We start from the raw sequence: 23,726 nt of genomic DNA, 5'->3' as shown, positions 1-23,726 counted from the left end.
CCGGTACGAGGGGTACGTGCGACGGCGATCCGAATCTCTAGTTGGGCCGGCGCACACGGTCGGTCGAAGGGAAAGCGATGGGTAGGACACTCGCGGAGAAGGTCTGGGACGACCACGTCGTCCGGCGCGCCGAGGGCGAGCCCGACCTCCTCTTCATCGATCTGCACCTGCTGCACGAGGTGACGAGCCCGCAGGCCTTCGACGGCCTCCGGCAGGCGGGCCGCCCGGTGCGCCGCCTGGACCTCACCATCGCCACCGAGGACCACAACACCCCGACCCTCGACATCGACAAGCCGATCGCCGACCCGGTCTCGCGCGCCCAGCTCGAGACGCTGCGCAAGAACTGCGCCGAGTTCGGTGTGCGCCTGCACTCGCTGGGCGACGTGGAGCAGGGCGTCGTCCACGTGGTGGGGCCGCAGCTCGGCCTGACCCAGCCGGGCACCACCGTGGTCTGCGGCGACTCGCACACCTCGACCCACGGCGCGTTCGGCGCGCTGGCGTTCGGCATCGGCACCTCGCAGGTCGAGCACGTGCTCGCCACCCAGACCCTGCCGATGGCCCGCCCGAAGACCATGGCCATCACGATCGACGGTGAACTGCCCGACGGCGTCACGGCCAAGGACCTGATCCTGGCGATCATCGCGAAGATCGGCACCGGCGGCGGCCAGGGCTACATCCTGGAGTACCGCGGCTCCGCCATCGAGAAGCTCTCGATGGAAGCCCGCATGACCATCTGCAACATGTCGATCGAGGCGGGCGCCCGCGCCGGCATGATCGCCCCCGACGCGACCACCTTCGAGTACCTCAAGGGCCGCGACCACGCGCCCGAGGGCGAGGACTGGGACGCCGCCGTCGCGTACTGGAAGACGCTGCGCACCGACGACGACGCGGTCTTCGACGCCGAGGTCTTCATCAAGGCCGAGGAACTCTCCCCGTTCGTCACCTGGGGCACCAACCCCGGCCAGGGTGCGCCGCTTTCGGCCCGCGTCCCCGACCCGGCTTCGTACGAAGACGCTTCGGAGCGCTTCGCCGCCGAGAAGGCCCTGGAGTACATGGGGCTCAGCGCCGGGCAGCCGCTGCGCGACATCAAGGTCGACACCGTCTTCGTGGGTTCGTGCACCAACGGCCGCATCGAGGACCTGCGCGCCGCCGCCGCGATCGTCGAGGGCCGCAAAGTCGCCGACGGCGTACGGATGCTGGTCGTGCCGGGCTCCGCGCGCGTGGGCCTCCAGGCCGTCTCCGAGGGCCTGGACAAGGTCTTCAAGGAGGCCGGCGCCGAATGGCGGCACGCGGGCTGCTCCATGTGCCTGGGCATGAACCCGGACCAACTCGCCCCCGGCGAGCGCTCCGCGTCCACCTCCAACCGCAACTTCGAGGGCCGGCAGGGCAAGGGCGGCCGTACGCACCTGGTCTCGCCCCAGGTCGCCGCCGCCACCGCCGTACTCGGCCATCTGGCCTCCCCGGCCGACCTGTCCGACGCCGACGCCCGTACGCCCGCTGGAGTCTGATCAGCCATGGAAGCATTCACCACGCACACCGGCCGGGCCGTCCCGCTGCGCCGCAGCAACGTCGACACCGACCAGATCATCCCTGCTCACTGGCTCAAGAAGGTGACACGGGACGGGTTCGAGGACGGGCTGTTCGAGGCCTGGCGCAAGGACCCCGAGTTCGTCCTCAACCAGCCGGAGCGCGCGGGTGCCACCGTGCTGGTGGCCGGTCCGGACTTCGGCACCGGATCGTCCCGTGAGCACGCGGTGTGGGCCCTGCAGAACTACGGGTTCAAGACCGTCATCTCCTCCCGGTTCGCCGACATCTTCCGGGGCAACTCCCTCAAGAACGGCCTGCTGACCGTGGTCCTGGACCAGAAGGTCGTGGACGCGCTGTGGGAGCTGGTCGAGAGCGACCCGCAGGCCGAGGTCACGGTCGACCTGGAGAAGCGGGAAGTCCGCGCCGAAGGCGTCACCGCCCCCTTCGAACTGGACGAGAACTCCCGCTGGCGACTGCTGAACGGGCTCGACGACATCAGCATCACGCTGAGCAACGAGAGCGACATCGCCGCCTACGAGGCGAACCGTCCCGCGCACAAGCCGCGGACGATCCAGGTCTGATCCGCCGCTGGGCAAGGCGCATTCAGGCCACATCCGAAAGGCCCGTACCCCCAATCGTGCATCGGTTGGGGGTACTTCCATGTCCGCCCCCGAAGGCGCCCGGCGGCTCCCGGAGCGTGGCCTCCGGGGCCTGCCAACTCCCTTGTATGACAGGGGTGTTCCCGGGGTAGGCGGCCATCGGTGCTGCTCTGGGCGGGCGTGCCGCGCAGGGGGCCAGAAGGCCCGTGCGGGGCGGGAGTTACCCCCTGCGGAGGCGACAACTCGCCCCAGATGGCACAATCTGTGCATGGAACACGACGGCCAACTCCAGCTCTACATGGCGGTCGCGAACCAGCTCAAGGAAGCGCACGCCCGAGTGCGCGCACTGCAAGTCCCGGAGGGCGTACGGATGGCGCTGACCCGGAAGCTGCTGGCCATTACGGCCGCGGCCAAACATGATCTCGCCGGCGCGGCCGGACGTCTGGAGCGATTCAGTGCGGACCTCGACGACTTCGAAGAGGGTTCCGGTACCGAAGAGGAACTCTGAGACGGCCGAGTTCGTTGCGGCACAAGGGTGATTAGCCCGTTTCATGTTTGATTTGCGGTATATATCTGCCTAACGTGCGAAAAAGCCGGGCCGAAAGAGATTCGTTCCGGCAATGTCTCCGAAGGGGAAGACGTGAACAAGGCGCAGCTCGTAGAAGCGATTGCCGACAAGGTCGGTGGCCGTCAGCAGGCCGCCGACGCCGTCGACGCGGTACTCGACGCCGTCGTCCGTGCCGTGGTCAACGGTGACCGCGTCTCGGTCACCGGCTTCGGTTCGTTCGAGAAGGTCGACCGTCCGGCCCGTTACGCCCGCAACCCGCAGACGGGTGAGCGCGTCCGGGTCAAGAAGACCTCGGTGCCGCGCTTCCGTGCGGGCCAGGGCTTCAAGGACCTCGTCGCGGGTTCGAAGAAGCTCCCCAAGAACGATGTCGCGGTCAAGAAGGCGCCCAAGGGCAGCCTGACGGGCGCCGCTTCGGCGACGGTCAAGAAGGCCGCGGCCAAGAAGACGACGGCGAAGAAGACCTCCGCCGCGAAGAAGGCGACGCCGGCGAAGAAGACCTCCGCCGCCAAGACCACGGCCGCGGCGAAGAAGACGACGGCCAAGAAGGCGTCCCCCGCGAAGAAGGCCACGGCGCAGAAGACCACGGCCGCCGCGAAGAAGGCGACCCCCGCCAAGAAGGCCACGGCGCAGAAGACCACCGCCAAGAAGACGGCGCCCGCCAAGAAGGCCACGGCCAAGAAGGCGCCCGCCAAGAAGTCGACGGCGCGCAAGACCACCGCCAAGAAGACCACCGCCCGCAAGAAGTAAGGGCGTACGCCACGGGCTGCTCACGCGCCGGGCCGGGCTCCCCTCGGGGGGCCCGGCCCGCGGCATGTCCGAGGCCGGGCGCTCAGAAGGTCTGGAGGGTCACGAGGGTGATCTGCCGCGCCTCGCCCGCACCGTGGACCTCGATCCGCACCCGCTGGCCGGGCCGCAGCAGGCGCAGTCCGCCCGCGTCGAAGGCGGCGGCGTCGAACGGCACCGGCGTGCCGTCGTCCAGAAGGACGCTGCCGGAGCGGGAGTCGGGGTCGTACGTGTACGCGGTGGCCTGCATACAGGCAGCGTACTCAGTCCACCGTCAGCAGCCCGGCCGCGGCCCGCACGGTGTACGCGCCCACGCCCAGGGCGAGCGCGGTGCGCAGATCGTCGCCGGTGTCGACGTCCTGGCGTACGGAGTCGACGCCGTCGAGGGTGAGTTCCGCGGCGCCGGACGCCGTGTGCCGGGCGCGTGACGCCGCGCCGAATACGGGCCGCAATTCCGCGCCGGGCGCCGCCGACAAGAGCGTGGTACCGATTCCGGCGGCATCCGGCAGAAATGCCCGGGGAAATGCGGTGGCCGCGCCGAGAACTCGGGCCAATTCGGCGGGACGCAGTGCGGGGAGATCCGCGTTCAGTGCCGCCACGGGTGCGGCGGGCCGACGCGCCCGTACGGCTGCCGCACCGTGTGCGAGAGCGGCGTTGAGACCCGCCCGGGGAGTGTCGGGGACGATACGGGCACCGAGAGCGGCCAGTTCAGCGCCCGCGCGCGCGTCGTCCGTGACGACCACCACATCGTTCACCGCCGCACAGGCCCGTGCGGCGGCCACGGTGTCCTGGGCGAATGCCAGCGCCAGGCCCGGACGCAGGCCCCCGGCCGCGGGCGCCAGCCTGCTCTTGGCCCGCACCAGCGGTTTCAGCGGTATCACCAGGGTCCACTGCACCCGCCTATTGTGACCTGTGCATGAGGTGGGCCGGTTCGGGCGGGCGTACGGTGTTCTCGACAGACCGGTGGCCTGGGGTGACACTTGTGCGGCCCGACGGGCCGACCTGCCAGGTCCTAGAGGAAGGTGTCCGAGTGTCCCGCCGCAGAATCGGCTTCTGGTACCGCTTCGCAGCGGTCCTGTGCAAACCGCCCCTGGTGGTTCTGTTCAAGCGGGACTGGCGCGGAATGGAGAACATTCCCGCTGACGGCGGATTTATCACCGCGGTGAACCACAATTCGCATCTGGACCCGTTCCTCTACGCCCACTTTCAGTACAACACCGGGCGGGTCCCGCGATTCCTCGCCAAGCACAGCCTCTTCCGCAAGGGCTTCGTCGGCGCCGCGATGCGCGGCACCGGCCAGATTCCCGTCTATCGCGAGACGACGAACGCGCTGAGCGCCTTCCGTGCCGCGATCGCCGCCGTGGAGCGCGGCGAGTGCGTCGCTTTCTATCCGGAGGGAACGCTCACCCGGGACCCGGATCTGTGGCCCATGGCCGGTAAGACCGGTGTCGCGCGCGTCGCCTTGCAGACGCAGTGTCCGGTCATTCCCGTCGGCCAGTGGGGCGCCACCGAGGCGCTCGCCCCCTATGCGAAGAAGCCGCATTTCTTTCCCCGTAAGACGCACCGTGTCCTCGCCGGTGAGCCCGTCGACCTGACGCGGTTCTACGACAAGGAGATGACCCCGGATCTGCTGAAGGAGGCGACCGAGGTCATCATGAGCGAGATCACCTCCCTGGTGGCCGAGCTGCGCGGTGAGAAGGCTCCGCAGAAGCGTTACGACCCGCGCGAGGCGCGTATCCAGCAGCGCCGCAAGTCGCAGACGCACAGCGGCAGTTCGGAGGAGAACAAGTGACCCGACCCGTGCGGACAGCCGTCTTCGGAACCGGTTCGTGGGGCACGGCCTTCGCCATGGTCCTCGCGGACGCGGGCTGCGAGGTCACGCTCTGGGGCCGGCGCGCCGAACTCGTCGACGCCATCAACTCGACCCACACCAACCCGGATTACCTGCCCGGCGTCGAACTTCCCGCGAGCGTGCGGGCGACGACCGACGTGGCGCGGGCCGCGGCGGACGCCGACTTCACCGTGCTCGCCGTGCCCTCGCAGACGCTGCGCGGCAACCTCACCGCGTGGGCGCCGCTGCTCGCCCCCGACACCGTGCTCGTCTCGCTGATGAAGGGCGTCGAGCTCGGGTCGGCGATGCGGATGAGCGAGGTCATCGAGGACGTCGCGCAGGTCGGGCCGGACCGTGTCGCGATCGTCACCGGGCCGAACCTCGCCCGGGAGATCGCCGCCCGCCAGCCCGCCGCCGCGGTCGTCGCCTGCCGGGCCGAGTCCGTCGCCCAGCGCCTCCAAGTCGCCTGCCACACCCCGTACTTCAGGCCGTACACCAACACCGACGTGGTCGGCTGCGAACTCGGCGGCGCCGTCAAGAACGTCATCGGGCTCGCCGTCGGCATCGCGGACGGCATGGGCCTCGGCGACAACACGAAGGGCTCGCTCATCACGCGCGGCCTCGCCGAGACGACCCGGCTCGGCCTCGCCATGGGCGCCGACCCGCTGACCTTCGCCGGACTCGCCGGGCTCGGCGACCTCGTCGCCACATGCTCCTCGCCGCTCTCCCGCAACCACACCTTCGGCACCAACCTCGGCAAGGGCATGACGCTGGCGGAGACCATCGCCGTCACCAAGCAGACCGCCGAGGGCGTCAAGTCCTGCGAGTCCGTGCTCGACCTGGCGCGCCGTCACGGAGTCGACATGCCGATCACCGAGACGGTCGTCGGCATCGTCCACGAGGGCAAGCCGCCGGTCGTCGCCGTCAAGGAGCTGATGTCGCGCTCCGCCAAGCCCGAACGACGCTGAGCCCCACCGGCGGCAAGGCTTCGCGGACGCTGACTCACGTACTACCAGCAGGTACGCTCAACGCGATATGAGCAGCGAAAACCTCCCCCAGAGCCCTGCGCCCGCCGCGCCTTCTGCCTCCGCGGAGGCCGGTGCGAGCGGGCAGAAGCCGCGTGTCGCCGTCGTCTTCGGTGGTCGTAGCTCCGAGCACGGCGTCTCCGTGGTCACCGCCGGTGCCGTCCTGCGCGCCATCGACCGCTCCACGTACGACGTGCTGCCCATCGGCATCACGCGCGAGGGGCGTTGGGCGCTGACCTCGGACGACCCCGAGCGAATGACCATCACCGACCGCAAGGTGCCGGACGTCGCCGACCTCGCGGATTCACTGGAGGGCGGCGTGGTGCTGCCCGTCGACCCGGCCTCGCGCGAGGTCGTCTACACCGAGCCCGGCTCCGTGCCCAAGGTGCTCGGCGACGTCGACGTCGTCTTCCCCGTGCTGCACGGCCCGTACGGCGAGGACGGCACGCTCCAGGGCCTCCTCGACCTGTCCGGCACGCCCTATGTCGGCTGCGGTGTGCTCTCCTCGGCCGTCGGCCAGGACAAGGAGTACATGAAGCGGATCTTCACGTCCTTCGGGCTGAAGGTCGGGCCGTACCTCGTCGTCCGCCCGCGCGAGTGGGAACGCGACCAGGAAGGCGCGCGGCGGCGTATCGCCGAGTTCGTGGGCGAGCAGGGCTGGCCGCTGTTCATCAAGCCCGCGCGCGCGGGATCGTCCATCGGCATCACCAAGGTCGAGTCCTTCGAGGGGCTCGACGAGGCCATGGAGACCGCCCGCGCCCACGACCCGAAGGTCATCGTCGAGGCGGCGATCGTCGGGCGCGAGATCGAGTGCGGTGTGCTCGAGTTCGAGGACGGGCCGCGCGCTTCCGTCCCGGCCGAGATCCCGCCCGTACAGGCCCACGACTTCTACGACTTCGAGGCCAAGTACATCGACTCCGCGGCCGGGATCGTGCCCGCGCCGCTCACCCCGGAGCAGACGGCGGAGGTCCAGCGGCTCGCCGTGGCCGCCTTCGAGGCCGTCTCCTGCGAGGGGATCGTCCGGGCGGACTTCTTCCTCGCGGAGGACGGCGAGTTCGTGATCAACGAGATCAACACGCTGCCCGGTTTCACGCCGATCTCGATGTACCCGCGCATGTGGCAGGAGAGCGGCGTCAGCTACCCGGAGCTGGTGGACCGCCTGCTCCAGGCGGCCCTGCGGCGCTCGACGGGCCTGCGTTAGCGCGGGCCGCGCACCGGTTCAGGAGGCGATCCCCTTCGGGATCGCCTTCTTCACGGCCGGTGCCAGGTCCACGAGGGGCCCGGAGCTGTCCCGCCCCTTCTCCGCGCTCACCTCGACATACGCCTCGCGGCCGGCGGTGGTGAAGCGGTACGACCCGTCGTCCTGCTCCTCCATCAACCAGTCGACACCGTTCACCCCGCCGGCCACGGCGTCGGGGTCGGCGCCCTCGGCCACCTTCGGATCGATCATCTTGGGGGGTTGCGGGACACCGCAGCGCAGTATGATCGCGGTGCCTCCCCAGCCCGCGGTCAACGTGGACGCAGGCTCGGGGTCCTCGCGGCTCAGGCCGTCGATCTTCGACGGCAGGACCTTGTCCAGGTTCTCGCACAGCTTCGTGGCCGTCGCGCCGGGACGGGGAACCGCGACCGACGCGCCACCGTCCGCCGGGGAACAGCCCGCTGCGCCGACCAGCAGGCAGAGCGCGGGCAGCCCGATGACAGTGCGGAGCCGGTGACGGAAAGAGTTCACCGGCACAGGGTAGACGGGGGCTACAGGTGGACGACCGGGCAGGTCAGAGTGCGCGTGATGCCGTCCACTTGCTGGACCCTCGCGACCACCATGCGACCCAGTTCGTCGACCGTGTCGGCCTGCGCGCGCACGATCACGTCGTAGGGGCCGGTGACGTCCTCGGCCTGGATCACTCCTGGAATCTTCGCGATCAGCTCGGCGACGGTCGACGCCTTGCCTACTTCGGTCTGGATCAGGATGTACGCCTGTACCACGGAACCTCCAGGGCGGCCACGAGGATCATGTGGGGAGAAGGGACGCCACGGTATCGCGTCGCCGCTCGTCGCGGGGAGACCCGGGGTGGCTGTGGCGTACCCGCCGTGTCCGCGGCGGACGCACGAGCGAGCGTAGAGGCAGGCCCATGAGGGAAGCAGAGGGCGGGCCCATGACAGAAACCGTACCCATGACAGAGACGGCCCGCGACCGCGAGCAGGCCGGGGCAGAAGGGGCAGTACGCGCATGAAGGGCACCGTCGGCGAGCTGGGGGAGTTCGGACTCATCCGAGAACTGACCTCACGGCTCACCACCACCCCGGCCGTACGGATCGGCCCCGGCGACGACGCCGCGGTGATCGCCGCGCCGGACCGCAGGGTCGTCGCCAGCACGGACGTCCTGCTGGAGAACCGGCACTTCCGGCGCGACTGGTCCACGGCGTACGACGTCGGGCGCAAGGCCGCCGCGCAGAACCTGGCCGACATCGCGGCCATGGGCGCCGTGCCCACCGCGCTGCTGCTCGGCCTGGTCGTACCCGCCGAACTGCCCGCGTCCTGGCCGTCCGAGCTGATGGACGGGTTGCGCGACGAGTGCCAGGTGGCGGGCGCCGCGGTGGTCGGTGGCGACGTCGTGCGCGGCGACACCATCACCATCGCCATCACCGCGCTCGGCGATCTGCGCAACCACGATCCCGTGACGCGCGCCGGCGCACGGCCCGGCGACGTCGTGGCCGTGACCGGGTGGCTGGGCTGGTCGGCGGCCGGGTACGCCGTGCTGTCCCGCGGCTTCCGCTCCCCGCGCGCCTTCGTCGAGGCACACCGCAGGCCCGAGCCGCCCTACCACGCGGGGCCCGCCGCGGCCGGACTCGGCGCGACCGCCATGTGCGACGTCAGCGACGGGCTCATCGCCGACCTGGGCCACATCGCCGAGGCCAGCAAGGTCCGCATCGACATCAAGTCGGGGAAGGTCGACGTGCCGTCCCAGATGAACGACATCGGCCAGGCCGTCGGCGTCGACCCACTGCAATGGGTGCTGACCGGGGGAGAGGACCACGCGATCGTGGCCACCTTCCCGCCGGACGTGAAACTGCCCGCCCGCTGGAAGGTCATCGGCGACGTGGTGCACCCCTCCGCCCTGCCGCAGGTCACCGTGGACGGGGCGCCCTGGACCAGCAAGGGCGGCTGGGACCACTTCGGGGACGACGTCCCCGGCGGGGAGATCGAGTCGTGACCGCCTCCACCGCCGCGCCCGCGCGGGTGCTGACCGTCGCCGGATCCGACTCCGGCGGCGGGGCCGGCATCCAGGCCGACCTCAAGACCATGCTCGCCCTGGGCACCCACGGTATGAGCGTGCTCACCGCCGTCACCGCGCAGAACTCCCTCGGCGTCCAGGGAGCCTGGGAGCTTCCCGTGGAGGCGGTACGCGCCCAGTACCGCAGCGTCGTCGACGACATCGGCGTCCAGGCCGTCAAGACGGGCATGCTGTCCTCACCCCGACTCGTCGAGTGCGTCGCCGAGTTGCTCACGGACACCGATGCCCCCGTCGTGATCGACCCGGTCGGCGTCTCCAAGCACGGGGACTCGCTGCTCGCCGCGTCCGCGCTGGACTCCGTCCGCACGAAACTGCTGCCGACGGCGACCGTCGCGACACCCAACCTCGACGAGGTGGCCCAGCTCACCGGCGTCCGCGTCGCGACGGAGGACGACATGCGCCGCGCCGCCGCCGCCGTGCTGGCGTACGGGCCGCGGTGGGTGGTCATCAAGGGCGGACATCTGGGCGCCGGTGGCGCGGGTGCCGTGCCCGGGGGCTCGGCCGAGGCGGTCGATCTGCTGACGGACGGCGCCGAGGAGCACTGGCTGCGCGCCCCGCGCCACGACAACCGCCACACGCACGGCACGGGCTGCACCCTCGCCTCCGCCATCGCGGCCCATCTGGCACAGGGGCGCACGGTGCCCGAGGCCGTGCGCGCGGCCAAGGACTACGTGACCGGAGCGATCGCCGCGGGGTTCGCCCTCGGCGGCGGGATCGGGCCCGTGGACCACGGCTGGCGGTTCAGGGCCGACGCCGGTACGCGGTGAGCCGCGTGCCGTCCCCGCGGACGGGCATACGAAAGAGCCGGCCCCCGAGGGGACCGGCTCTTTCAAGCAACCAGCGAGGTGGCCGCGCTACGCGAAACGTCAGCGCGAGACCTTGCCGGCCTTGATGCACGAGGTGCAGACGTTGAGCCGCTTCGGCGTCCGACCGACCACTGCACGCACACGCTGGATGTTCGGGTTCCAGCGACGGGACGTACGGCGGTGCGAGTGCGAAATGTTGTTGCCGAAGCCCGGCCCCTTGCCGCAGACGTCGCAGTTGGCAGCCACGGGTCACTCCAAAGACTTCAGATGCACTTACGGTTGATCCCGGCATGCCGGAATCAGGATCGAAGATCTGAGTGGCGGTGCCAGGGAGAGCCCGATGGATATCGGGCAACCGGAGCAGCATACAACGGCTGCTTCGGTTCAACGAAACTACCATGACTGCCCAGGCCACCGCCCCGGCAGCCGGACCGGGCCCCTTCCCCGGAGGTCACCCGCCGGGGTCTACTCTGCGAGGCCGGATCAGCCGCTCAAGGAGGCGCAGGTGCCGCAGGTGCTCGACGTCGTCGCCGTACGCGCCTGGTGCTCGCTGGCCCTCGACGCGCTCGGCCGCGATCGCGCGGAGATCGACGCGATCAACGTGTATCCCGTGGCCGACGGCGACACCGGTACCAACCTCTACCTGACCGTCGAGTCCGCGCAGCAGGCCGTCGAAGCGGTGTTCGCGGGCCTTGAGGCCGGTCTCCGCCCCGCCGTGCCCGCGCTGCCCGACGTGATGCGCGCGATGGCCCACGGCGCCCTCCTGGGCGCTCGCGGCAACTCGGGGACGATCCTCGCGCAGCTCCTGCGGGGCATGGCGCAGGTGCTCGCCGACGGCCGGGACGGTGACGCGAATCACAGCGCGGCGGACGCGGGCGCCCTGCGGCTCGCGCTGCGCCGGGCCGCCGAGTCCGCACGCGAGGCGGTCGCCCGCCCGGTGGAGGGCACGGTCCTGACCGTCGCGACCGCGGCGGCGGAAGCGGCGTCGGCCACCGTCGGCGGTGACTGCGCGGCAGTGCTGCGCGCCGCCTACGAAGGAGCCTGCGCGGCCCTGGACGCGACCCCGCGGCAGCTCGCCGTGCTGGGCCGGGCCGGCGTCGTGGACGCGGGCGGACGGGGCCTGGTCGTGGTGCTCGGCGCGCTGAGCGAGGCCGTCTCCGGGCAGGCCGCTCCGGTACGCGCCCGTACCGCCGCCCACGCGCGCGGGGACGCCGACTCCGCTGAACCTCCCCTCGACTGCCCGGAGGACGACGGCGCGGCCGGGCCCGCCTTCGAGGTCATCTACCTGCTGGAGGCCGACGACGCCGCCGTGGCCCGGCTGCGGGCCAGGCTCGACGCTCTGGGGGACTCCCTGGTCGTCGTGGGCGGGGACGGCCTGTGGAACGTCCACGTCCATGTGGACGACGCGGGCGCGGCCGTGGAGGCGGGCGTCGAGGCGGGCCGCCCGCACCGGATCCGCATTACGCACTTCGGCCTCGGCGACGCGCACGCCGCCCGCTCCTCGGCGCCGCCGCCCGAGCGGGTGCAGCGGGCCGTCGTGGCAGTCGTGCCGGGCGACGGGCTCGCGGGCCTGTACGCGCAGGCCGGGGCGACGACCGTGCCCGACCGGCCCGGCGAGCCGCCCGCCAGCGGGGAACTGGTCGACGCGATCCGGCGTGCCCACGCGCACGAGGTGGTGCTGCTGCCGAACGACCCGGAGCTGCGGCACACCGCGGCCGCCGCGGCCGAGCAGGCCAGGACCGAGGGAGTGCGCGTCGCCCTCATCCCCACCAGGTCCGCCGTGCAGGGCATCGCCGCGCTCGCCGTGCACGAGCCCGACCGGCGCTTCGACGAGGACGTCGTCGCGATGACCTCGGCCGCCGGGGCGACCAGGTACGCCGAGCTGGCCGTCGCCGAACGGCAGTCGTGGACGATGGCCGGCATCTGCCAGGCCGGTGACGTCCTCGGCCTCATCGACGGCGATGTCGCGGTCATCGGCGACGAGGTCCCGGCCACCGCCCGCACCGTGCTCGACCGGATGCTCGCGGCCGGCGGCGAACTCGTCACGCTCGTCCTGGGCGAGGAGATCCCCCAGGAGGTCGCGGACGGCCTCGAACAGCATGTGCGCGAGACCTACCTGGCCGTGGACACCGTGGTGTACCGGGGCGGGCGGCAGTCGGCGCCCCTGCTGATCGGCGTCGAGTAGCCGCTCGCCCCGAGGGCCTATCGCGCGAGCGCCGCGCGGGCCTCGTCCCGGCGCTCCGTGTCGCCCGCTCCGTCGAACGCGGCGACGGCCCGCTCCAGGTGGACCGTGCCCTCCTCGTCGTCGCGCCTGACCAGCAGCTCGGCGAACTGCCGGTGCGTGTGACCGAGTTCGGACAGCAGGGCCCGGCGGTCGGCGTCGTCGCGGGCCAACGCCTCCTCGCAGGCACGGATCGCCGCGCCCATCAGCTCCCGCTCGTCGTCCGCCGACGCGGAGTCCAGCCAGGCACGCGCGCGCAGGCACCGCACCACCGCGTACACCTGCCCGAGGGAGCCCCACAGCTCGCCCGCGCGCGCGTAGGCGCGATCCGCGTCCTCGGGCCGTCCGGCGCGGTCGAGGGCGTCCGCCGCCAGGTTGGCCAGCATCGCGTGGTCACGCTGCTCGGGCCAGTGCTGGGCGGTCTCCGCCGCCCTCAGCCACGCCTCGGCGGACCGAAGGTGCTCGCCGAGCGCGCGGGCGCAGTCACCGAGCCACCAGTGGGCCTGCACGATCGCCCCGTCGCCGTGGTCCTCCTCGGTCAGGTCGAGCAGCGCCGACTCCAGGACCTCGGCGGCTTCCGCCATCCGCTCCTCGCGCACCAGATGGCCGCCCAACTGGAAGCGCGCCCAGGCACCCAGCCCGGCGTCGCCGCCCGCCTCGTCGGCCCAGTGCGTGGCCTCCAGGGCGTGCGCGGACGCGGCCCCGTACTGCTCGGTGGCGGCCAGGACGTCGGCGAGCTGAAGGTGCAGCCGTGCCGCGCCGTGCGGGTCCAGGTGCGCCGCTCCGTGCTCCAGCGCCGCCCGCAGCGCCCGCTCGGCGCCCGCCACGTCGTCCCGCTCCCGCGCGAGCCCCGCGAGCCGCACCGAGCAGTCCACGGCCAGCCAGGGACGCCCCGCCGCCACGTGCGCGGCGGCGGCCTCCTCGTAGAGCGCCACGGCCGTCCCGGCATCCCCGCGATGCACCGCGATGTCCCCGAGCATCGACCGCGCCGACGCGGCCTGCGAGGCGAGCCGCGGGACGTCGCCGAACCGCTCCGTGAGGGCGAGCAGCCGGTGGACGCACTCCTCGGCCGCCGCGATCTCGGCGTCCCCCGAGTGGACGGCGAGCAGGATGCGCGCGCGGCACGCCAACACGGCGGCCGCCGGGCGGGCCCCCGTGGCGTCCAGGCCCTCCAGGATGCCGAGCACCTGCTCGTACGGCTCCTGGACGGCGGCGAAGGCCTCGTCGGTCCGCCCCGCGCGGGACAGCGCGTACGCACCCCGCGCGCGTGCCGCCCTCGCCTCGTCCGGGGCGCCTGCCGCCTCGTACAACTCGGCCGCGCGAGCGAAGAGTTCGGGCGCGTCCTCGGACTCCATGGCCGCGTAGTCGGTGATCTCCGCGCGGTCGTGGACGGTGAGCTCCAGGCCCTCCGCCTCGGCGGCCCGCGCCGCCGCCTGCCAGGCGCGGGCCGCGTCGGGGCCGCCCTCGGACTCCGACGTCCGCCGCGCCTCGGCCACCAGGGCCGCCGCGTCCAAGGCCGGCTCCGCGGGCACCGGGGCCGCAGGCTTCGCAGGGGCCGTCCGTACGACGCGTACGCCCAGGGGCAGTCGCTCCAGCACAGGCGGCTGGTCCATCCGGCGCCGGATCCGCGTGCTCACGCGGGCGGTGCCGTTGCGCTCGTCGAAGCGGGCGGCGAGGGACAACGCCTCCGCGCGCGCGTGGACGGCGAGTTCGGCGGCCGTCCACGCGCGGCCCACGGGCCCGGGAACCTCCTGCTCGCCCAGGCCGAGCACGACCAGCCGGTCCATGACGAGCGCCGTCACGGCGAGGAACTGCATCAGGGCCTGCGGGTTACCGCTGTCCGTGAAGTACGCGGGCCGCTCCGCCAGCAGCTCAAGGGCCCGTGCCTCGTTGCCGGTCAGGGCGCAGAACTCGACGTGCGCGGCGAAAGCGGTCCGCATGGACTCCATGGACCGTACGAGACGGTAGCCGCGCAGGTGGTTCGCGCGGGCCTCCTCGGGACGGCCCAGGCGCAACAGGGGAAGCAGCGACGCGGCGAGCGTGGCGTGCGGCTCGTGCGCGCAACGGTGCTCACCCTCCAGGACGGGCCGCCACAACTCAAGCGCCCGTTCGTCCCGCCGCAGGTCCGACTGGCGCTCACCCTGCCCGTTCAGCTCGCAGGCATGACAGTCCGCCATGTCGTCGCGGTCGGCCGCCAGCCACGCCTCGTACGCGCGCGTGGCCCGCTCCTCGTCGCCCACGTGGTCGGCGACGTAGAACTCGCTCATACGGACAGCCCGCTCGGAGTGACCGGCCACCTTGTAGCGGTGCTCCATCTCGCCGAGCCACTTCTCTACGGAGGCGAGCGGGATGTGCGGCTGGTTCAGCATGCCGCCGGACATCCACTTGAAGACCCAGTGCAGCGAATGCGTCTCGTAGGCGTCGAAGTCCTCGGGGCGCTCGTCCCACATGCGCAGCAGGCGCGCGAAGGGAACGAACATCTTGTCCTTCTCGGAGCTGTAGTTGTACATCTGGAGCTGGTGGCCGAGCGCCTCGATCACGGCGAGCGGTTCACCGACCTTCTCCGCCTCCACGAGCAACCGCTCCGCACGGGCGCCGCGGGCGGGCCCCTCGGGCTGCGCGGCGTTCTCCGCCATCGCGCGGCGCAGTGCGTCCAGGTCCATGGCCGTGTTCATCGGGCGTCGTCCTTTCCGGTGCCAGGGTGCGTGGCCCACTCCAGGAGGCCGATGAACGAGCGGTTCAGGAGCGCGGAGTCGGCGGGGCGCAGCGGGCGCTGCGCCATCAGGAGCGCCTGCCCGTACAGCGCCTCGGCCGCCGTGCCGATCAGCTCCGGGTCCGCGAGCGAACTCACCCGGCGGATCAGCGGGTTCAGGTGGTTGAGCACCAGCCGCGCGCGCGGGGCGCTGCCGCGCAGTGAGCCGAGGATGCCCGCCCACAGATCGTCGGCCTGCGCTTCGGCCTCCGCGCGCGCCTGCTCGTGCCGGGCCGCCCGGTCGTCCAGGTGCAGCGCGGGCACCGTCAGCGGATGAAAGGCGCGCAGGGCGACGTCGCAGCCCAACGGGTCGAGCCTGGCCCGCGCGGCGGCCAGGAAGGCGGACAGCGCCAGTTCTTCGGCCGGGTCGACGGCGTCCAGGTGCGCGGTCACCGTGTCCGCGTCGAGTTGCGAGACGGTCGTGCCGGGGCGCACCGAGGGCAGTGCCTCGACGAGATCGGCGTCATACGTATAACCGCCGTTGACGACCCCGATGCCCTGCGCGGAGGCGATCGGCGCGACCTGCCGGTACTCCTCGACGGTCCGTGTGAAGTGCACGACGGGGTGTCGCTGGGCGAACTCCTCCAAGGAGAGCCGCCCGTCCGTCGTCTCGAAGGGCAGCCAGGGAAGCATCGTGCGCAGCATCTCCTTGTCGTGCCGCGCAAGGGACTTGACGCCCAGGTGGTGCACCGACAAGAACGCCGCGAGCCGCTCGGGGTCACCGGCCGCGAGCGAGGTCAGCCAGTCACGGATCCGCTCACCCAGGGCCTCCCGTACGGCGGCCAGGGTCTCGTCCTCGTACAGCGACTCCCGTGAGGCGGTGGGGCGCAGGCTGTCCGTGTCGATCACGCAGCGCACGAAGAAGGCCCAGTCGGGCAGCAGATGCTCGGCCCGGTCGGTGAGCAGCATGCCCTTGAGGTGGACGCGATGCCCCGCGCGCTGCGCCGGGCTGACGGCCTGCGGCAGCACATGGGCGACGCCCCGGATCCCGGCGAGCGGCACGTCCAGGTCGATCGAGTCCAGCGGCGCGAAGCCGAACAACTCCTGGCAGTGGCGGGCCAGCGCCACGCGGCGCGCGGCCGGGCTGGGATACGCACGGCTCCAGGTGGCGGGCAGGTCGGTGACCTGCGCGTCCCCCACACGCACGTCGTACGGCAACAGCGAACCGAAGTTCCGTGCCAGCGACAGGACCCGCTCCCCGGCCAGCCAGTCGGCGGCGCCCGCGCGGGCCTCCAGGTGCACGGTCGTGCCGGGTTCCGCGCGGGCCGTGTCCGGGAGCGTACGGACCGTGTACGAGCCGTCGTCACGGGCCGTCCATTCGACCGGCGGCGCGTCGGGCGTACGCGCGCTGCGGCTGACCACCCGGATCCGTTCGGCGACGACGAAGCAGGCGAGCAGGCCGATGCCGAACTGGCCGAGGAAGTCGGCGCGGGCCGACTCCAGGCCGTCGCCGCGCTTGGAGCTGCGGCCGATCGTCGCCAGCAGGTTGTGCACGTCGGCCTCGGTCAGGCCGATGCCGGAGTCCTCGACCCGCAGCGACCCGCCCTCCGCGAACAGGCGCACCGTGGCGGGGGCGTCGGGCTGTTCGGCGCGCCGGGCCGTGATGGCGTCCACCGCGTTCTGGAGCAACTCGCGCAGATAGACCTTCGGGCTGGAGTACAGGTGGTGGGAGAGCAGGTCGACGAGGCCGCGCAGGTCGACCTGGAAGGTGTGCGGTGTCTGTGAGTTCATCGTCGCTGCGCCGGTGGGGGGACGGGCGACGGCGCGGGTCGGGCGGTCCCGTGGGAGGTGACCGCGATCAAGGGCCGGAGCCGGTCATCCTAGGGCTGGAGAGCCCCTTGTGACCAGCGGTTTTCAGGGACGTTCGCGGGATTGTCAGTGGCGTGGTGTGCAATGGATCTCGTGCCCGTGCTCGAAGAACCGCTGAAGAAAGTGCTCGGTCCCCCCACCGCGAAGGTGATGGCCGAGCACCTAGGCCTGCACACCGTGGGGGACCTGCTCCACCACTACCCGCGCAGATACGCGGAGCGCGGCGAGCTGACCCGCCTCGCGGAGCTGCCCCTCGACGAGCACGTCACGGTCGTCGCCCAGGTCGCGACCGCCCGCGTCCTGCGGTTCAACGGAGGGAGCGGGCAGCGCCTCGAAGTCACCATCACCGACGGCAGCGGCCAGCTCCAGCTCGTCTTCTTCGGCCGGGGCATCCACAAGCCGCACAAGGACCTGCTGCCGGGCACCCGCGCGATGTTCGCCGGCAAGGTCGGGGTGTTCAACCGGAAGATGCAGCTCGCGCATCCCGCGTACCAGTTGCTGAGCGCCGACTCGTCGGAGGAGGCGGCCGAGACCGTCGGCTCCTGGGCGGGTGCGCTGCTCCCGATCTACCCGGCCACCGCCAAGCTGGAGTCCTGGAAGATCGCCAAGGCCGTCGACCTGGTGCTGCCCAGCGCCCGGGAGGCCGTCGACCCGCTGCCGGAGTCACTGCGGGAGGGCCGGGGCCTGGTCCCGCTCCCGGAGGCGCTGCTCAAGATCCACCGGCCGCACACCAAGGCCGACGTCGCCGACGCGCGCGCCCGCCTCAAGTGGGACGAGGCGTTCGTCCTCCAGGTCGCCCTCGCCCGGCGCCGCTTCGCGGACACCCAACTGACCGCCGCCCCGCGCGCGGCGAAGCCCGACGGTCTCCTCGCGGCCTTCGACGCGAAGCTCCCGTTCACCCTCACCGACGGCCAGCAGAAGGTCTCCAAGGAGATCTTCGACGATCTGGCGACCGACCATCCGATGCACCGGCTGCTCCAGGGCGAAGTGGGCTCCGGCAAGACCATGGTCGCGCTCCGCGCCATGCTCACCGTCGTCGACGCGGGCGGTCAGGCCGCAATGCTCGCGCCCACCGAGGTCCTCGCCCAGCAGCACCACCGCTCGATCACCGAGATGATGGGCGAGTTGGCGCAGGGCGGCATGCTCGGCGGCTCCGAGCACTCCACCAAGGTCGTCCTGCTCACCGGCTCCATGGGCACCGCCGCGCGCCGTCAGGCCCTGCTCGACCTGGTCACCGGCGAGGCCGGCATCGTCATCGGCACGCACGCGCTGATCGAGGACAAGGTGCAGTTCCACGATCTCGGTCTGGTCGTCGTGGACGAACAGCACCGGTTCGGTGTGGAGCAGCGCGACGCCCTGCGCTCCAAGGGCAAGCAGCCCCCGCACCTCCTCGTCATGACCGCCACACCGATCCCGCGCACGGTCGCCATGACGGTCTTCGGCGACCTGGAGACCTCCGTCCTCGATCAGCTCCCGGCCGGACGCTCGCCCATCGCCAGCCATGTGGTGCCCGCCGCCGACAAGCCGCATTTCCTCTCCCGCGCGTGGGAGCGCGTGCGCGAGGAAGTGGGCAACGGACACCAGGCGTACGTGGTCTGCCCCCGCATCGGCGACGACGAGGACGACAAGCCCAAGAAGGGCAAGAAGAAGCAGTCCGCCGAGGACGAGGCCGAGAAGCGGCCGCCGCTCGCCGTGCTCGACGTGGCCCAGGAACTTTCGAGCGGGCCGCTCCACGGGCTCAGCGTCGAGGTGCTGCACGGCCGGATGCAGCCCGACGACAAGGACGCCGTGATGCGCCGCTTCGCCGCGGGCGAGACCGACGTCCTGGTGGCGACGACCGTCATCGAGGTCGGCGTGAACGTGCCGAACGCGACCGCCATGGTGATCATGGACGCCGACCGCTTCGGCGTCTCCCAGCTCCACCAGCTACGGGGCCGCGTCGGCCGCGGCTCGGCGCCCGGCCTGTGCCTCCTGGTCACCGAGATGCCCGAGGCCGCCCCGGCCCGCGCGCGCCTGGGCGCCGTCGCCGCCACGCTCGACGGCTTCGAGCTCTCCCGCATCGACCTGGAGCAGCGCCGGGAGGGCGACGTCCTCGGGCAGGCCCAGTCCGGTGTGCGGTCCTCCCTGCGGATGCTCACCGTCATCGAGGACGAGGAGATCATCGCCGAGGCGCGGGAGGAGGCGACCGGAGTGGTCGCCGCCGACCCGGACCTGGAGCGGCTGCCCGGCCTGCGCACCGCCCTCGACGCCCTCCTGGACGAGGAGCGGGAGCAGTACCTCGACAAGGGCTGAGACACTGATCAGGCGGGCCCCGACGGGTCCGCCCCGAGACACAGATGAGTCGACAAGCCGACAAGGACTGAGATGACCCGCGTGATCGCCGGGCGCGCCGGCGGACGCCGCCTGGCCGTGCCGCCGGGCAACGGCACCCGCCCCACCTCCGACCGCGCGCGCGAGGGCCTCTTCTCCACCTGGCAGGCGCTGCTCGGCACCCTCGACGGCACCCGCGTCGCCGACCTCTACGCGGGCTCGGGCGCCGTCGGCCTGGAGGCCCTCTCCCGGGGCGCGGCGCACGCCCTGCTCGTCGAGGCCGACGCCCGCGCCGCCCGCACCGTCCGCGAGAACATCGGCGCGCTCGGTCTGCCGGGGGCGGAGGCACGTACCGGAAAAGCGGAACAAGTCGTCGCGGGGCCGCCCCCGGCCACCCCCTACGACCTGGTCTTTCTCGACCCCCCGTACGCCGTCTCGGACGACGATCTTCGGGAGATCCTGCTCACACTCCGCACTCAGGGCTGGCTCACGGACGACGCGCTCGTCACCGTTGAACGCAGCACCAGAGGCGGCGATTTCCGGTGGCCCGACGGTTTCGAGGGACTGAGGTCCCGTCGCTACGGCGAGGGCACGTTTTGGTACGGTCGCGCCGCCTTGAACACCACCCTCACGTGCGACGACGCACGATGACCGGACCGGAGAGCGAGGGACTTCCCGTGCGCCGCGCAGTCTGTCCCGGGTCATTCGACCCCATCACCAACGGCCACCTCGACATCATCGCCCGAGCCTCCAAGCTGTACGACGTCGTGCACGTCGCGGTGATGATCAACCAGTCCAAGAAGGGCCTCTTCACGGTCGACGAGCGGATCGACCTGATCCGCGAGGTCACCGCCGAGTTCGGCAACGTGGAGGTGGAGTCCTTCCACGGCCTCCTCGTCGACTTCTGCAAGGAGCGCGACATCCCTGCCATCGTCAAGGGCCTGCGCGCGGTCAGCGACTTCGACTACGAGTTGCAGATGGCCCAGATGAACAACGGCCTCTCGGGCGTCGAGACCCTCTTCGTCCCCACCAACCCCACCTACAGCTTCCTGTCCTCCTCGCTCGTCAAGGAGGTCGCGGCCTGGGGCGGCGACGTCTCGCACCTGGTCCCGCCGCTGGTGCACCGGGCCCTGACCGAGCGCCTGCCCAAGAAGTGACACCCAGGCGCCGGTTGGGCATACAGTCGTCCCGTCCGTCTCCAAACCCCCTGTCAGCCCAGTAACGACAGTGACAAGACGAGAGAGTGGCGAGCACACGGTGGACGTGCAGAAGAAGCTCGACGAGATCGTCGCCACGGTCGGCAGTGCCCGGTCCATGCCCATGTCGGCCTCGTGCGTGGTCAACCGCGCCGAGCTGCTCGCGATGCTCGAAGAGGTGCGCCAGGCGCTGCCCGGCTCGCTCGCCCAGGCCCAGGAGCTCATCGGCGGCCGTGAGCAGATGGTCGAGCAGGCCCGGGCGGAGGCCGACCGGATCATCGAGACCGCGCACGCCGAGCGCGGCTCCCTGATCGCCGACACCGAGATCGCCCGCCGCTCGCAGGAGGAGGCCGACCGGATCCTCGCCGAGGCCCGCCAGGAGGCCGAGGAGGTCCGCGCGGAGGCCGACGACTACGTCGACTCCAAGCTGGCCAACTTCGAGGTCGTGCTCACCAAGACCCTCGGCTCGGTCGGCCGCGGCCGCGAGAAACTCCTCGGCACCGGCCCCGGCACGGATGCCCAGGGCTACGAGGACGAGGACGCCCCCGAGCGCAGCCACGACCCGGAGACGCTGCGCCGCGACGCCGACGCCTACGTCGACACCAAGCTGGGCGCCTTCGAGGCGGTGCTCGCCAAGACCCTGGAGGCCGTCGGCAAGGGCCGCCAGAAGCTGCACGGCCGGATCGCCAGCGACGACCTGGGCGCGCTGTCCATGGACGCCGAGGGCGGCGCCCAGGCGCACACCAGCGACGCCGACTATCTGGCGGGCCTGGCCGACATGAGCGGCCAGAGCCAGGGTCAGAGCCAGGCCCCGGAGCGGCAGCAGCCCGAACCCGTGGCCGCGCCGCAGATCCCCGCGCAGCAGCCGGCCGCGGCCTACGCGCAGCAGCAGGACCCCTACGCGTACCAGCAGCAGGATTACGGACAGCAGGACCCGTACGCCGCGTACCAGCAGGACGCGTACGGCTACCAGCAGCCGCAGCAGGACCCGTACGCCGCCTATCAGCAGCAGGATCCGTACGGGTACCAGCAGCACGAGCCGCAGCAGCACGAACAGCGCGAGCAGGGGCAGGACCAGTCGGGCGCGCTCGACGAGACCAGCCTCTTCGACACGAGCATGATCAGCCTGGAGCAGATGCGGCAGTACGAACAGGGCCGCTGACGCCGCCCCCACGGGGTGGCACCGGGGCGGCCGGGGCCGGATTGGGCCGAGAGCGAAAGGTCCAGTACCCTGGTTCTTCGGTCGCGCGTACACGTGTGATCTCAAGCTGCCCCGAAATCTCGCGGCGGCGATCCCCATGAGTTTCGAAGATCGAAAGCAGGAACAGCCCTGAGTACTCGCCTCGACCACCGCAACCCACTCGTGTTCGACACACACGAGCTGGGTCGGCGTCCTGGTGCCATGCAGCGGCTGTCCCGCACGGTCGACGCTCCCAAGGACCTCGGTATCCAGGGAGTCATCGGGGTGCCGGAAGGCGACCCGGTGGAGCTCGAACTCCGTCTTGAGTCGGTCATGGAAGGGGTGCTTGTCACAGGCACCGCCCGTGCACTGGCGAAGGGGGAGTGCGTAAGGTGTCTGGAGCCGATCGGCCTCGACGCCGAAGCGGACTTCCAGGAGATGTTCTCGTACCCTGACGCCGACGACCGGGGCCGTGTCCGCACGGAACCGGCCGACGACGCCGGGGAATCCCCAGAGGACGAGGACAGGCTCTTTCTCGAGGACGGCTTGTTCGACCTCGAGCCCGTGCTGCGTGATGCGGTGGTGCTCGCACTGCCGATGCAGCCGGTGTGCCAGGACGACTGCGAGGGACTGTGCTCCGAGTGTGGGGTGCGGCTCGCGGACGAACCGGGACATCATCATGACGCCGTCGACATCCGTTGGGCGGCTTTGCAGGGACTCGCTGGATCCATCCAGGACGGCGAGAAGGACGAGATGAGCGGCGACGCGCACCGATCAGCGCACGTCGACGAGAAGCAGGAGAAGTAGCCGTGGCTGTTCCGAAGCGGAAGATGTCGCGCAGCAACACGCGCCACCGCCGGTCGCAGTGGAAGGCTGCGGTCCCCACCTTGGTTTCGTGTGAGCGTTGCCAGGAGCCCAAGCTGCAGCACATCGCGTGCCCCGCTTGTGGCACCTACAACAAGCGCCAGGTCCTCGAGGTCTGAGCGGCTGGTGAGAGGCACAGTGGCTAGCCATAAACCGGCGGATGACGCCAAGAAAAAGGCCGACACCACAGCCTCGTCCCACACGCTTCTGGAAGGGCGGCTCGGGTACAAGCTCGAGTCCGCCCTTCTGGTGCGTGCGCTGACGCATCGCTCGTACGCGTACGAGAACGGCGGACTGCCCACGAACGAGCGCCTGGAGTTCCTCGGTGACTCCGTGCTCGGCCTCGTGGTCACCGACACGCTCTACCGCACCCACCCCGACCTGCCCGAGGGCCAACTGGCCAAGCTGCGGGCCGCGGTGGTCAATTCGCGTGCGCTGGCGGAGGTCAGTCGCGGTCTCGACCTGGGCTCCTTCATCCGGCTCGGCCGGGGCGAGGAAGGCACGGGCGGCCGGGACAAGGCGTCCATTCTGGCCGACACCCTTGAAGCGGTGATCGGCGCGGTCTATCTGGATCAGGGGCTGGACGCGGCCGGTGAGTTGGTGCACCGGTTGTTCGACCCGCTGATCGAGAAGTCCTCGAATCTCGGAGCCGGCCTGGACTGGAAGACCAGTCTCCAGGAGCTCACGGCGACCGAGGGGCTCGGCGTTCCCGAGTACCTGGTCTCCGAGACCGGCCCCGATCACGAGAAGACCTTCACTGCTGCCGCCCGCGTCGGAGGCGTCTCGTACGGCACCGGCACCGGCCGCAGCAAGAAGGAAGCGGAGCAACAGGCCGCTGAGTCCGCGTGGCGTGCGATTCGCGCCGCCGCGGACGAGCGGGCCGCGGCCGTGGCTTCGGCCACCGTCCCGGAGGAGGCGGCAGCCGAAACCGCCTCCGGCGCGTAACCGCTGCGCTTCCTGCGC

24 protein-coding genes are annotated in these 23,726 nt (G+C 71.4%); 17 read left to right on the top strand and 7 right to left on the bottom strand.

The features are described from left to right. The first annotated feature begins 77 nt into the window (after positions 1–77). The 4 genes from leuC (at position 78) to ACIRF8_RS26745 (ending at position 3,441) form a co-directional block, all read left to right on the top strand. Positions 78–1,508 (top strand): 3-isopropylmalate dehydratase large subunit, encoded by a 1,431-nt coding sequence (gene leuC / locus ACIRF8_RS26760; protein ID WP_404218533.1) that lies wholly within the window; start codon positions 78–80, stop codon positions 1,506–1,508. A gap of 6 nt (positions 1,509–1,514) precedes the next feature. Next, a complete protein-coding gene (gene leuD / locus ACIRF8_RS26755) occupies positions 1,515–2,108 on the top strand; it encodes a 3-isopropylmalate dehydratase small subunit (protein ID WP_404218531.1) in 594 nt (197 codons plus the stop codon). A gap of 286 nt (positions 2,109–2,394) precedes the next feature. Next, positions 2,395–2,634: a hypothetical protein gene (locus tag ACIRF8_RS26750; protein WP_404218529.1), complete on the top strand. Its 240-nt coding sequence runs from the start codon at positions 2,395–2,397 to the stop codon at positions 2,632–2,634. A 132-nt stretch (positions 2,635–2,766) separates the two neighbouring features. Beyond that, the gene (locus ACIRF8_RS26745; RefSeq protein WP_404218527.1) at positions 2,767–3,441 is read left to right on the top strand and encodes an HU family DNA-binding protein; all 675 of its coding nucleotides are present in this window, start codon (positions 2,767–2,769) and stop codon (positions 3,439–3,441) included. An 82-nt stretch (positions 3,442–3,523) separates the two neighbouring features. Here the strand turns inward: ACIRF8_RS26745 and ACIRF8_RS26740 are convergent, their stop codons facing one another. After that, positions 3,524–3,727, bottom strand: coding sequence for a hypothetical protein (locus ACIRF8_RS26740; protein WP_404218525.1), 204 nt, complete (start codon positions 3,725–3,727; stop codon positions 3,524–3,526). Positions 3,728–3,740: 13 nt separating this feature from the next. Continuing rightward, positions 3,741–4,373 carry a 2-phospho-L-lactate guanylyltransferase gene (cofC, locus tag ACIRF8_RS26735; RefSeq protein ID WP_404218523.1) on the bottom strand — a complete coding sequence of 211 codons (633 nt, stop codon included), beginning with the start codon at positions 4,371–4,373 and terminating at the stop codon, positions 3,741–3,743. 134 nt (positions 4,374–4,507) lie between these two features. On the opposite strand from cofC, the gene ACIRF8_RS26730 reads away from it, so the two are divergent. The 3 genes from ACIRF8_RS26730 to ACIRF8_RS26720 all read left to right on the top strand — a co-directional run bounded on the left by ACIRF8_RS26730 (position 4,508) and on the right by ACIRF8_RS26720 (position 7,534). Beyond that, positions 4,508–5,269 (top strand): lysophospholipid acyltransferase family protein, encoded by a 762-nt coding sequence (locus tag ACIRF8_RS26730; protein ID WP_404218521.1) that lies wholly within the window; start codon positions 4,508–4,510, stop codon positions 5,267–5,269. Positions 5,270–5,325: 56 nt separating this feature from the next. Further along, positions 5,326–6,276, top strand: coding sequence for an NAD(P)H-dependent glycerol-3-phosphate dehydrogenase (locus tag ACIRF8_RS26725; RefSeq protein ID WP_404218784.1), 951 nt, complete (start codon positions 5,326–5,328; stop codon positions 6,274–6,276). Positions 6,277–6,343: 67 nt separating this feature from the next. Beyond that, positions 6,344–7,534 carry a D-alanine--D-alanine ligase family protein gene (locus ACIRF8_RS26720; RefSeq protein ID WP_404218519.1) on the top strand — a complete coding sequence of 397 codons (1,191 nt, stop codon included), beginning with the start codon at positions 6,344–6,346 and terminating at the stop codon, positions 7,532–7,534. 18 nt (positions 7,535–7,552) lie between these two features. Here the strand turns inward: ACIRF8_RS26720 and ACIRF8_RS26715 are convergent, their stop codons facing one another. Beyond that, positions 7,553–8,062 carry a DUF3515 domain-containing protein gene (locus tag ACIRF8_RS26715; protein ID WP_404218516.1) on the bottom strand — a complete coding sequence of 170 codons (510 nt, stop codon included), beginning with the start codon at positions 8,060–8,062 and terminating at the stop codon, positions 7,553–7,555. 20 nt (positions 8,063–8,082) lie between these two features. Then, positions 8,083–8,316 (bottom strand): Lrp/AsnC family transcriptional regulator, encoded by a 234-nt coding sequence (locus ACIRF8_RS26710; protein ID WP_383270803.1) that lies wholly within the window; start codon positions 8,314–8,316, stop codon positions 8,083–8,085. Positions 8,317–8,560: 244 nt separating this feature from the next. On the opposite strand from ACIRF8_RS26710, the gene ACIRF8_RS26705 reads away from it, so the two are divergent. Continuing rightward, entirely contained in the window at positions 8,561–9,544 is a 984-nt protein-coding gene (locus ACIRF8_RS26705; RefSeq protein WP_404218513.1) for a thiamine-phosphate kinase, read from the top strand. Beyond that, the gene (gene thiD / locus ACIRF8_RS26700; protein ID WP_404218511.1) at positions 9,541–10,392 is read left to right on the top strand and encodes a bifunctional hydroxymethylpyrimidine kinase/phosphomethylpyrimidine kinase; all 852 of its coding nucleotides are present in this window, start codon (positions 9,541–9,543) and stop codon (positions 10,390–10,392) included. The genes ACIRF8_RS26705 and thiD overlap by 4 nt, the downstream gene beginning before the upstream one ends. 99 nt (positions 10,393–10,491) lie before the next feature. Here thiD and rpmB read toward each other — a convergent pair whose 3' ends face one another. Next, positions 10,492–10,677 (bottom strand): 50S ribosomal protein L28, encoded by a 186-nt coding sequence (gene rpmB, locus ACIRF8_RS26695; protein WP_003957616.1) that lies wholly within the window; start codon positions 10,675–10,677, stop codon positions 10,492–10,494. Between the two features lie 259 nt (positions 10,678–10,936). On the opposite strand from rpmB, the gene ACIRF8_RS26690 reads away from it, so the two are divergent. Then, the gene (locus ACIRF8_RS26690; RefSeq protein ID WP_404218509.1) at positions 10,937–12,616 is read left to right on the top strand and encodes a DAK2 domain-containing protein; all 1,680 of its coding nucleotides are present in this window, start codon (positions 10,937–10,939) and stop codon (positions 12,614–12,616) included. Between the two features lie 17 nt (positions 12,617–12,633). On the opposite strand, the gene ACIRF8_RS26685 is transcribed toward ACIRF8_RS26690, so the two are convergent. Together ACIRF8_RS26685 and ACIRF8_RS26680 are read right to left on the bottom strand one after the other, a co-directional pair. After that, the gene (locus tag ACIRF8_RS26685) at positions 12,634–15,327 is read right to left on the bottom strand and encodes a tetratricopeptide repeat protein (RefSeq protein ID WP_404218507.1); all 2,694 of its coding nucleotides are present in this window, start codon (positions 15,325–15,327) and stop codon (positions 12,634–12,636) included. Continuing rightward, on the bottom strand, positions 15,324–17,135 hold the full coding sequence (locus ACIRF8_RS26680) for an HSP90 family protein (RefSeq protein WP_404218505.1): 1,812 nt from the start codon (positions 17,133–17,135) through the stop codon (positions 15,324–15,326). The genes ACIRF8_RS26685 and ACIRF8_RS26680 overlap by 4 nt, the downstream gene beginning before the upstream one ends. Positions 17,136–17,297: 162 nt before the next feature. Here ACIRF8_RS26680 and recG point away from each other — a divergent pair, with 162 nt between their 5' ends. The 7 genes from recG to rnc all read left to right on the top strand — a co-directional run bounded on the left by recG (position 17,298) and on the right by rnc (position 23,708). Further along, on the top strand, positions 17,298–19,505 hold the full coding sequence (gene recG, locus ACIRF8_RS26675) for an ATP-dependent DNA helicase RecG (RefSeq protein WP_404218503.1): 2,208 nt from the start codon (positions 17,298–17,300) through the stop codon (positions 19,503–19,505). Between the two features lie 72 nt (positions 19,506–19,577). Beyond that, entirely contained in the window at positions 19,578–20,174 is a 597-nt protein-coding gene (rsmD, locus tag ACIRF8_RS26670) for a 16S rRNA (guanine(966)-N(2))-methyltransferase RsmD (protein WP_404218501.1), read from the top strand. A 26-nt stretch (positions 20,175–20,200) separates the two neighbouring features. After that, complete coding sequence (gene coaD, locus ACIRF8_RS26665; RefSeq protein WP_404218499.1) at positions 20,201–20,680, top strand: pantetheine-phosphate adenylyltransferase; 480 nt, start codon at positions 20,201–20,203, stop codon at positions 20,678–20,680. A gap of 100 nt (positions 20,681–20,780) precedes the next feature. Next, positions 20,781–21,881 (top strand): ATP synthase F0 subunit B, encoded by a 1,101-nt coding sequence (locus tag ACIRF8_RS26660; protein WP_404218782.1) that lies wholly within the window; start codon positions 20,781–20,783, stop codon positions 21,879–21,881. A gap of 168 nt (positions 21,882–22,049) precedes the next feature. Continuing rightward, entirely contained in the window at positions 22,050–22,706 is a 657-nt protein-coding gene (locus tag ACIRF8_RS26655) for a YceD family protein (RefSeq protein WP_404218780.1), read from the top strand. A 2-nt stretch (positions 22,707–22,708) separates the two neighbouring features. Further along, positions 22,709–22,882 carry a 50S ribosomal protein L32 gene (gene rpmF, locus ACIRF8_RS26650; protein ID WP_030361955.1) on the top strand — a complete coding sequence of 58 codons (174 nt, stop codon included), beginning with the start codon at positions 22,709–22,711 and terminating at the stop codon, positions 22,880–22,882. Between the two features lie 7 nt (positions 22,883–22,889). Continuing rightward, entirely contained in the window at positions 22,890–23,708 is an 819-nt protein-coding gene (gene rnc, locus ACIRF8_RS26645) for a ribonuclease III (RefSeq protein WP_404218497.1), read from the top strand. The last annotated feature ends 18 nt before the right edge of the window (positions 23,709–23,726 follow it).

This window comes from Streptomyces sp. NPDC102406, assembly GCF_044765725.1.
Classification (GTDB): Bacteria; Actinomycetota; Actinomycetes; order Streptomycetales; family Streptomycetaceae; genus Streptomyces.
This window is presented reverse-complemented; position numbering and strand designations above follow the sequence as displayed.

What these genes read in the sequence shown, in the direction of transcription:
- leuC (WP_404218533.1), top strand. Translation starts at nt 78, where the DNA reads ATGGGTAGGACACTCGCGGAGAAGGTCTGGGACGACCACGTCGTCCGG.
- leuD (WP_404218531.1), top strand. Translation starts at nt 1,515, where the DNA reads ATGGAAGCATTCACCACGCACACCGGCCGGGCCGTCCCGCTGCGCCGC.
- ACIRF8_RS26750 (WP_404218529.1), top strand. Translation starts at nt 2,395, where the DNA reads ATGGAACACGACGGCCAACTCCAGCTCTACATGGCGGTCGCGAACCAG.
- ACIRF8_RS26740 (WP_404218525.1), bottom strand. Translation starts at nt 3,727, where the DNA reads ATGCAGGCCACCGCGTACACGTACGACCCCGACTCCCGCTCCGGCAGC.
- ACIRF8_RS26725 (WP_404218784.1), top strand. Translation starts at nt 5,326, where the DNA reads ATGGTCCTCGCGGACGCGGGCTGCGAGGTCACGCTCTGGGGCCGGCGC.
- ACIRF8_RS26720 (WP_404218519.1), top strand. Translation starts at nt 6,344, where the DNA reads ATGAGCAGCGAAAACCTCCCCCAGAGCCCTGCGCCCGCCGCGCCTTCT.
- ACIRF8_RS26705 (WP_404218513.1), top strand. Translation starts at nt 8,561, where the DNA reads ATGAAGGGCACCGTCGGCGAGCTGGGGGAGTTCGGACTCATCCGAGAA.
- ACIRF8_RS26685 (WP_404218507.1), bottom strand. Translation starts at nt 15,327, where the DNA reads ATGAACACGGCCATGGACCTGGACGCACTGCGCCGCGCGATGGCGGAG.
- ACIRF8_RS26680 (WP_404218505.1), bottom strand. Translation starts at nt 17,135, where the DNA reads ATGAACTCACAGACACCGCACACCTTCCAGGTCGACCTGCGCGGCCTC.
- recG (WP_404218503.1), top strand. Translation starts at nt 17,298, where the DNA reads ATGGATCTCGTGCCCGTGCTCGAAGAACCGCTGAAGAAAGTGCTCGGT.
- rsmD (WP_404218501.1), top strand. Translation starts at nt 19,578, where the DNA reads ATGACCCGCGTGATCGCCGGGCGCGCCGGCGGACGCCGCCTGGCCGTG.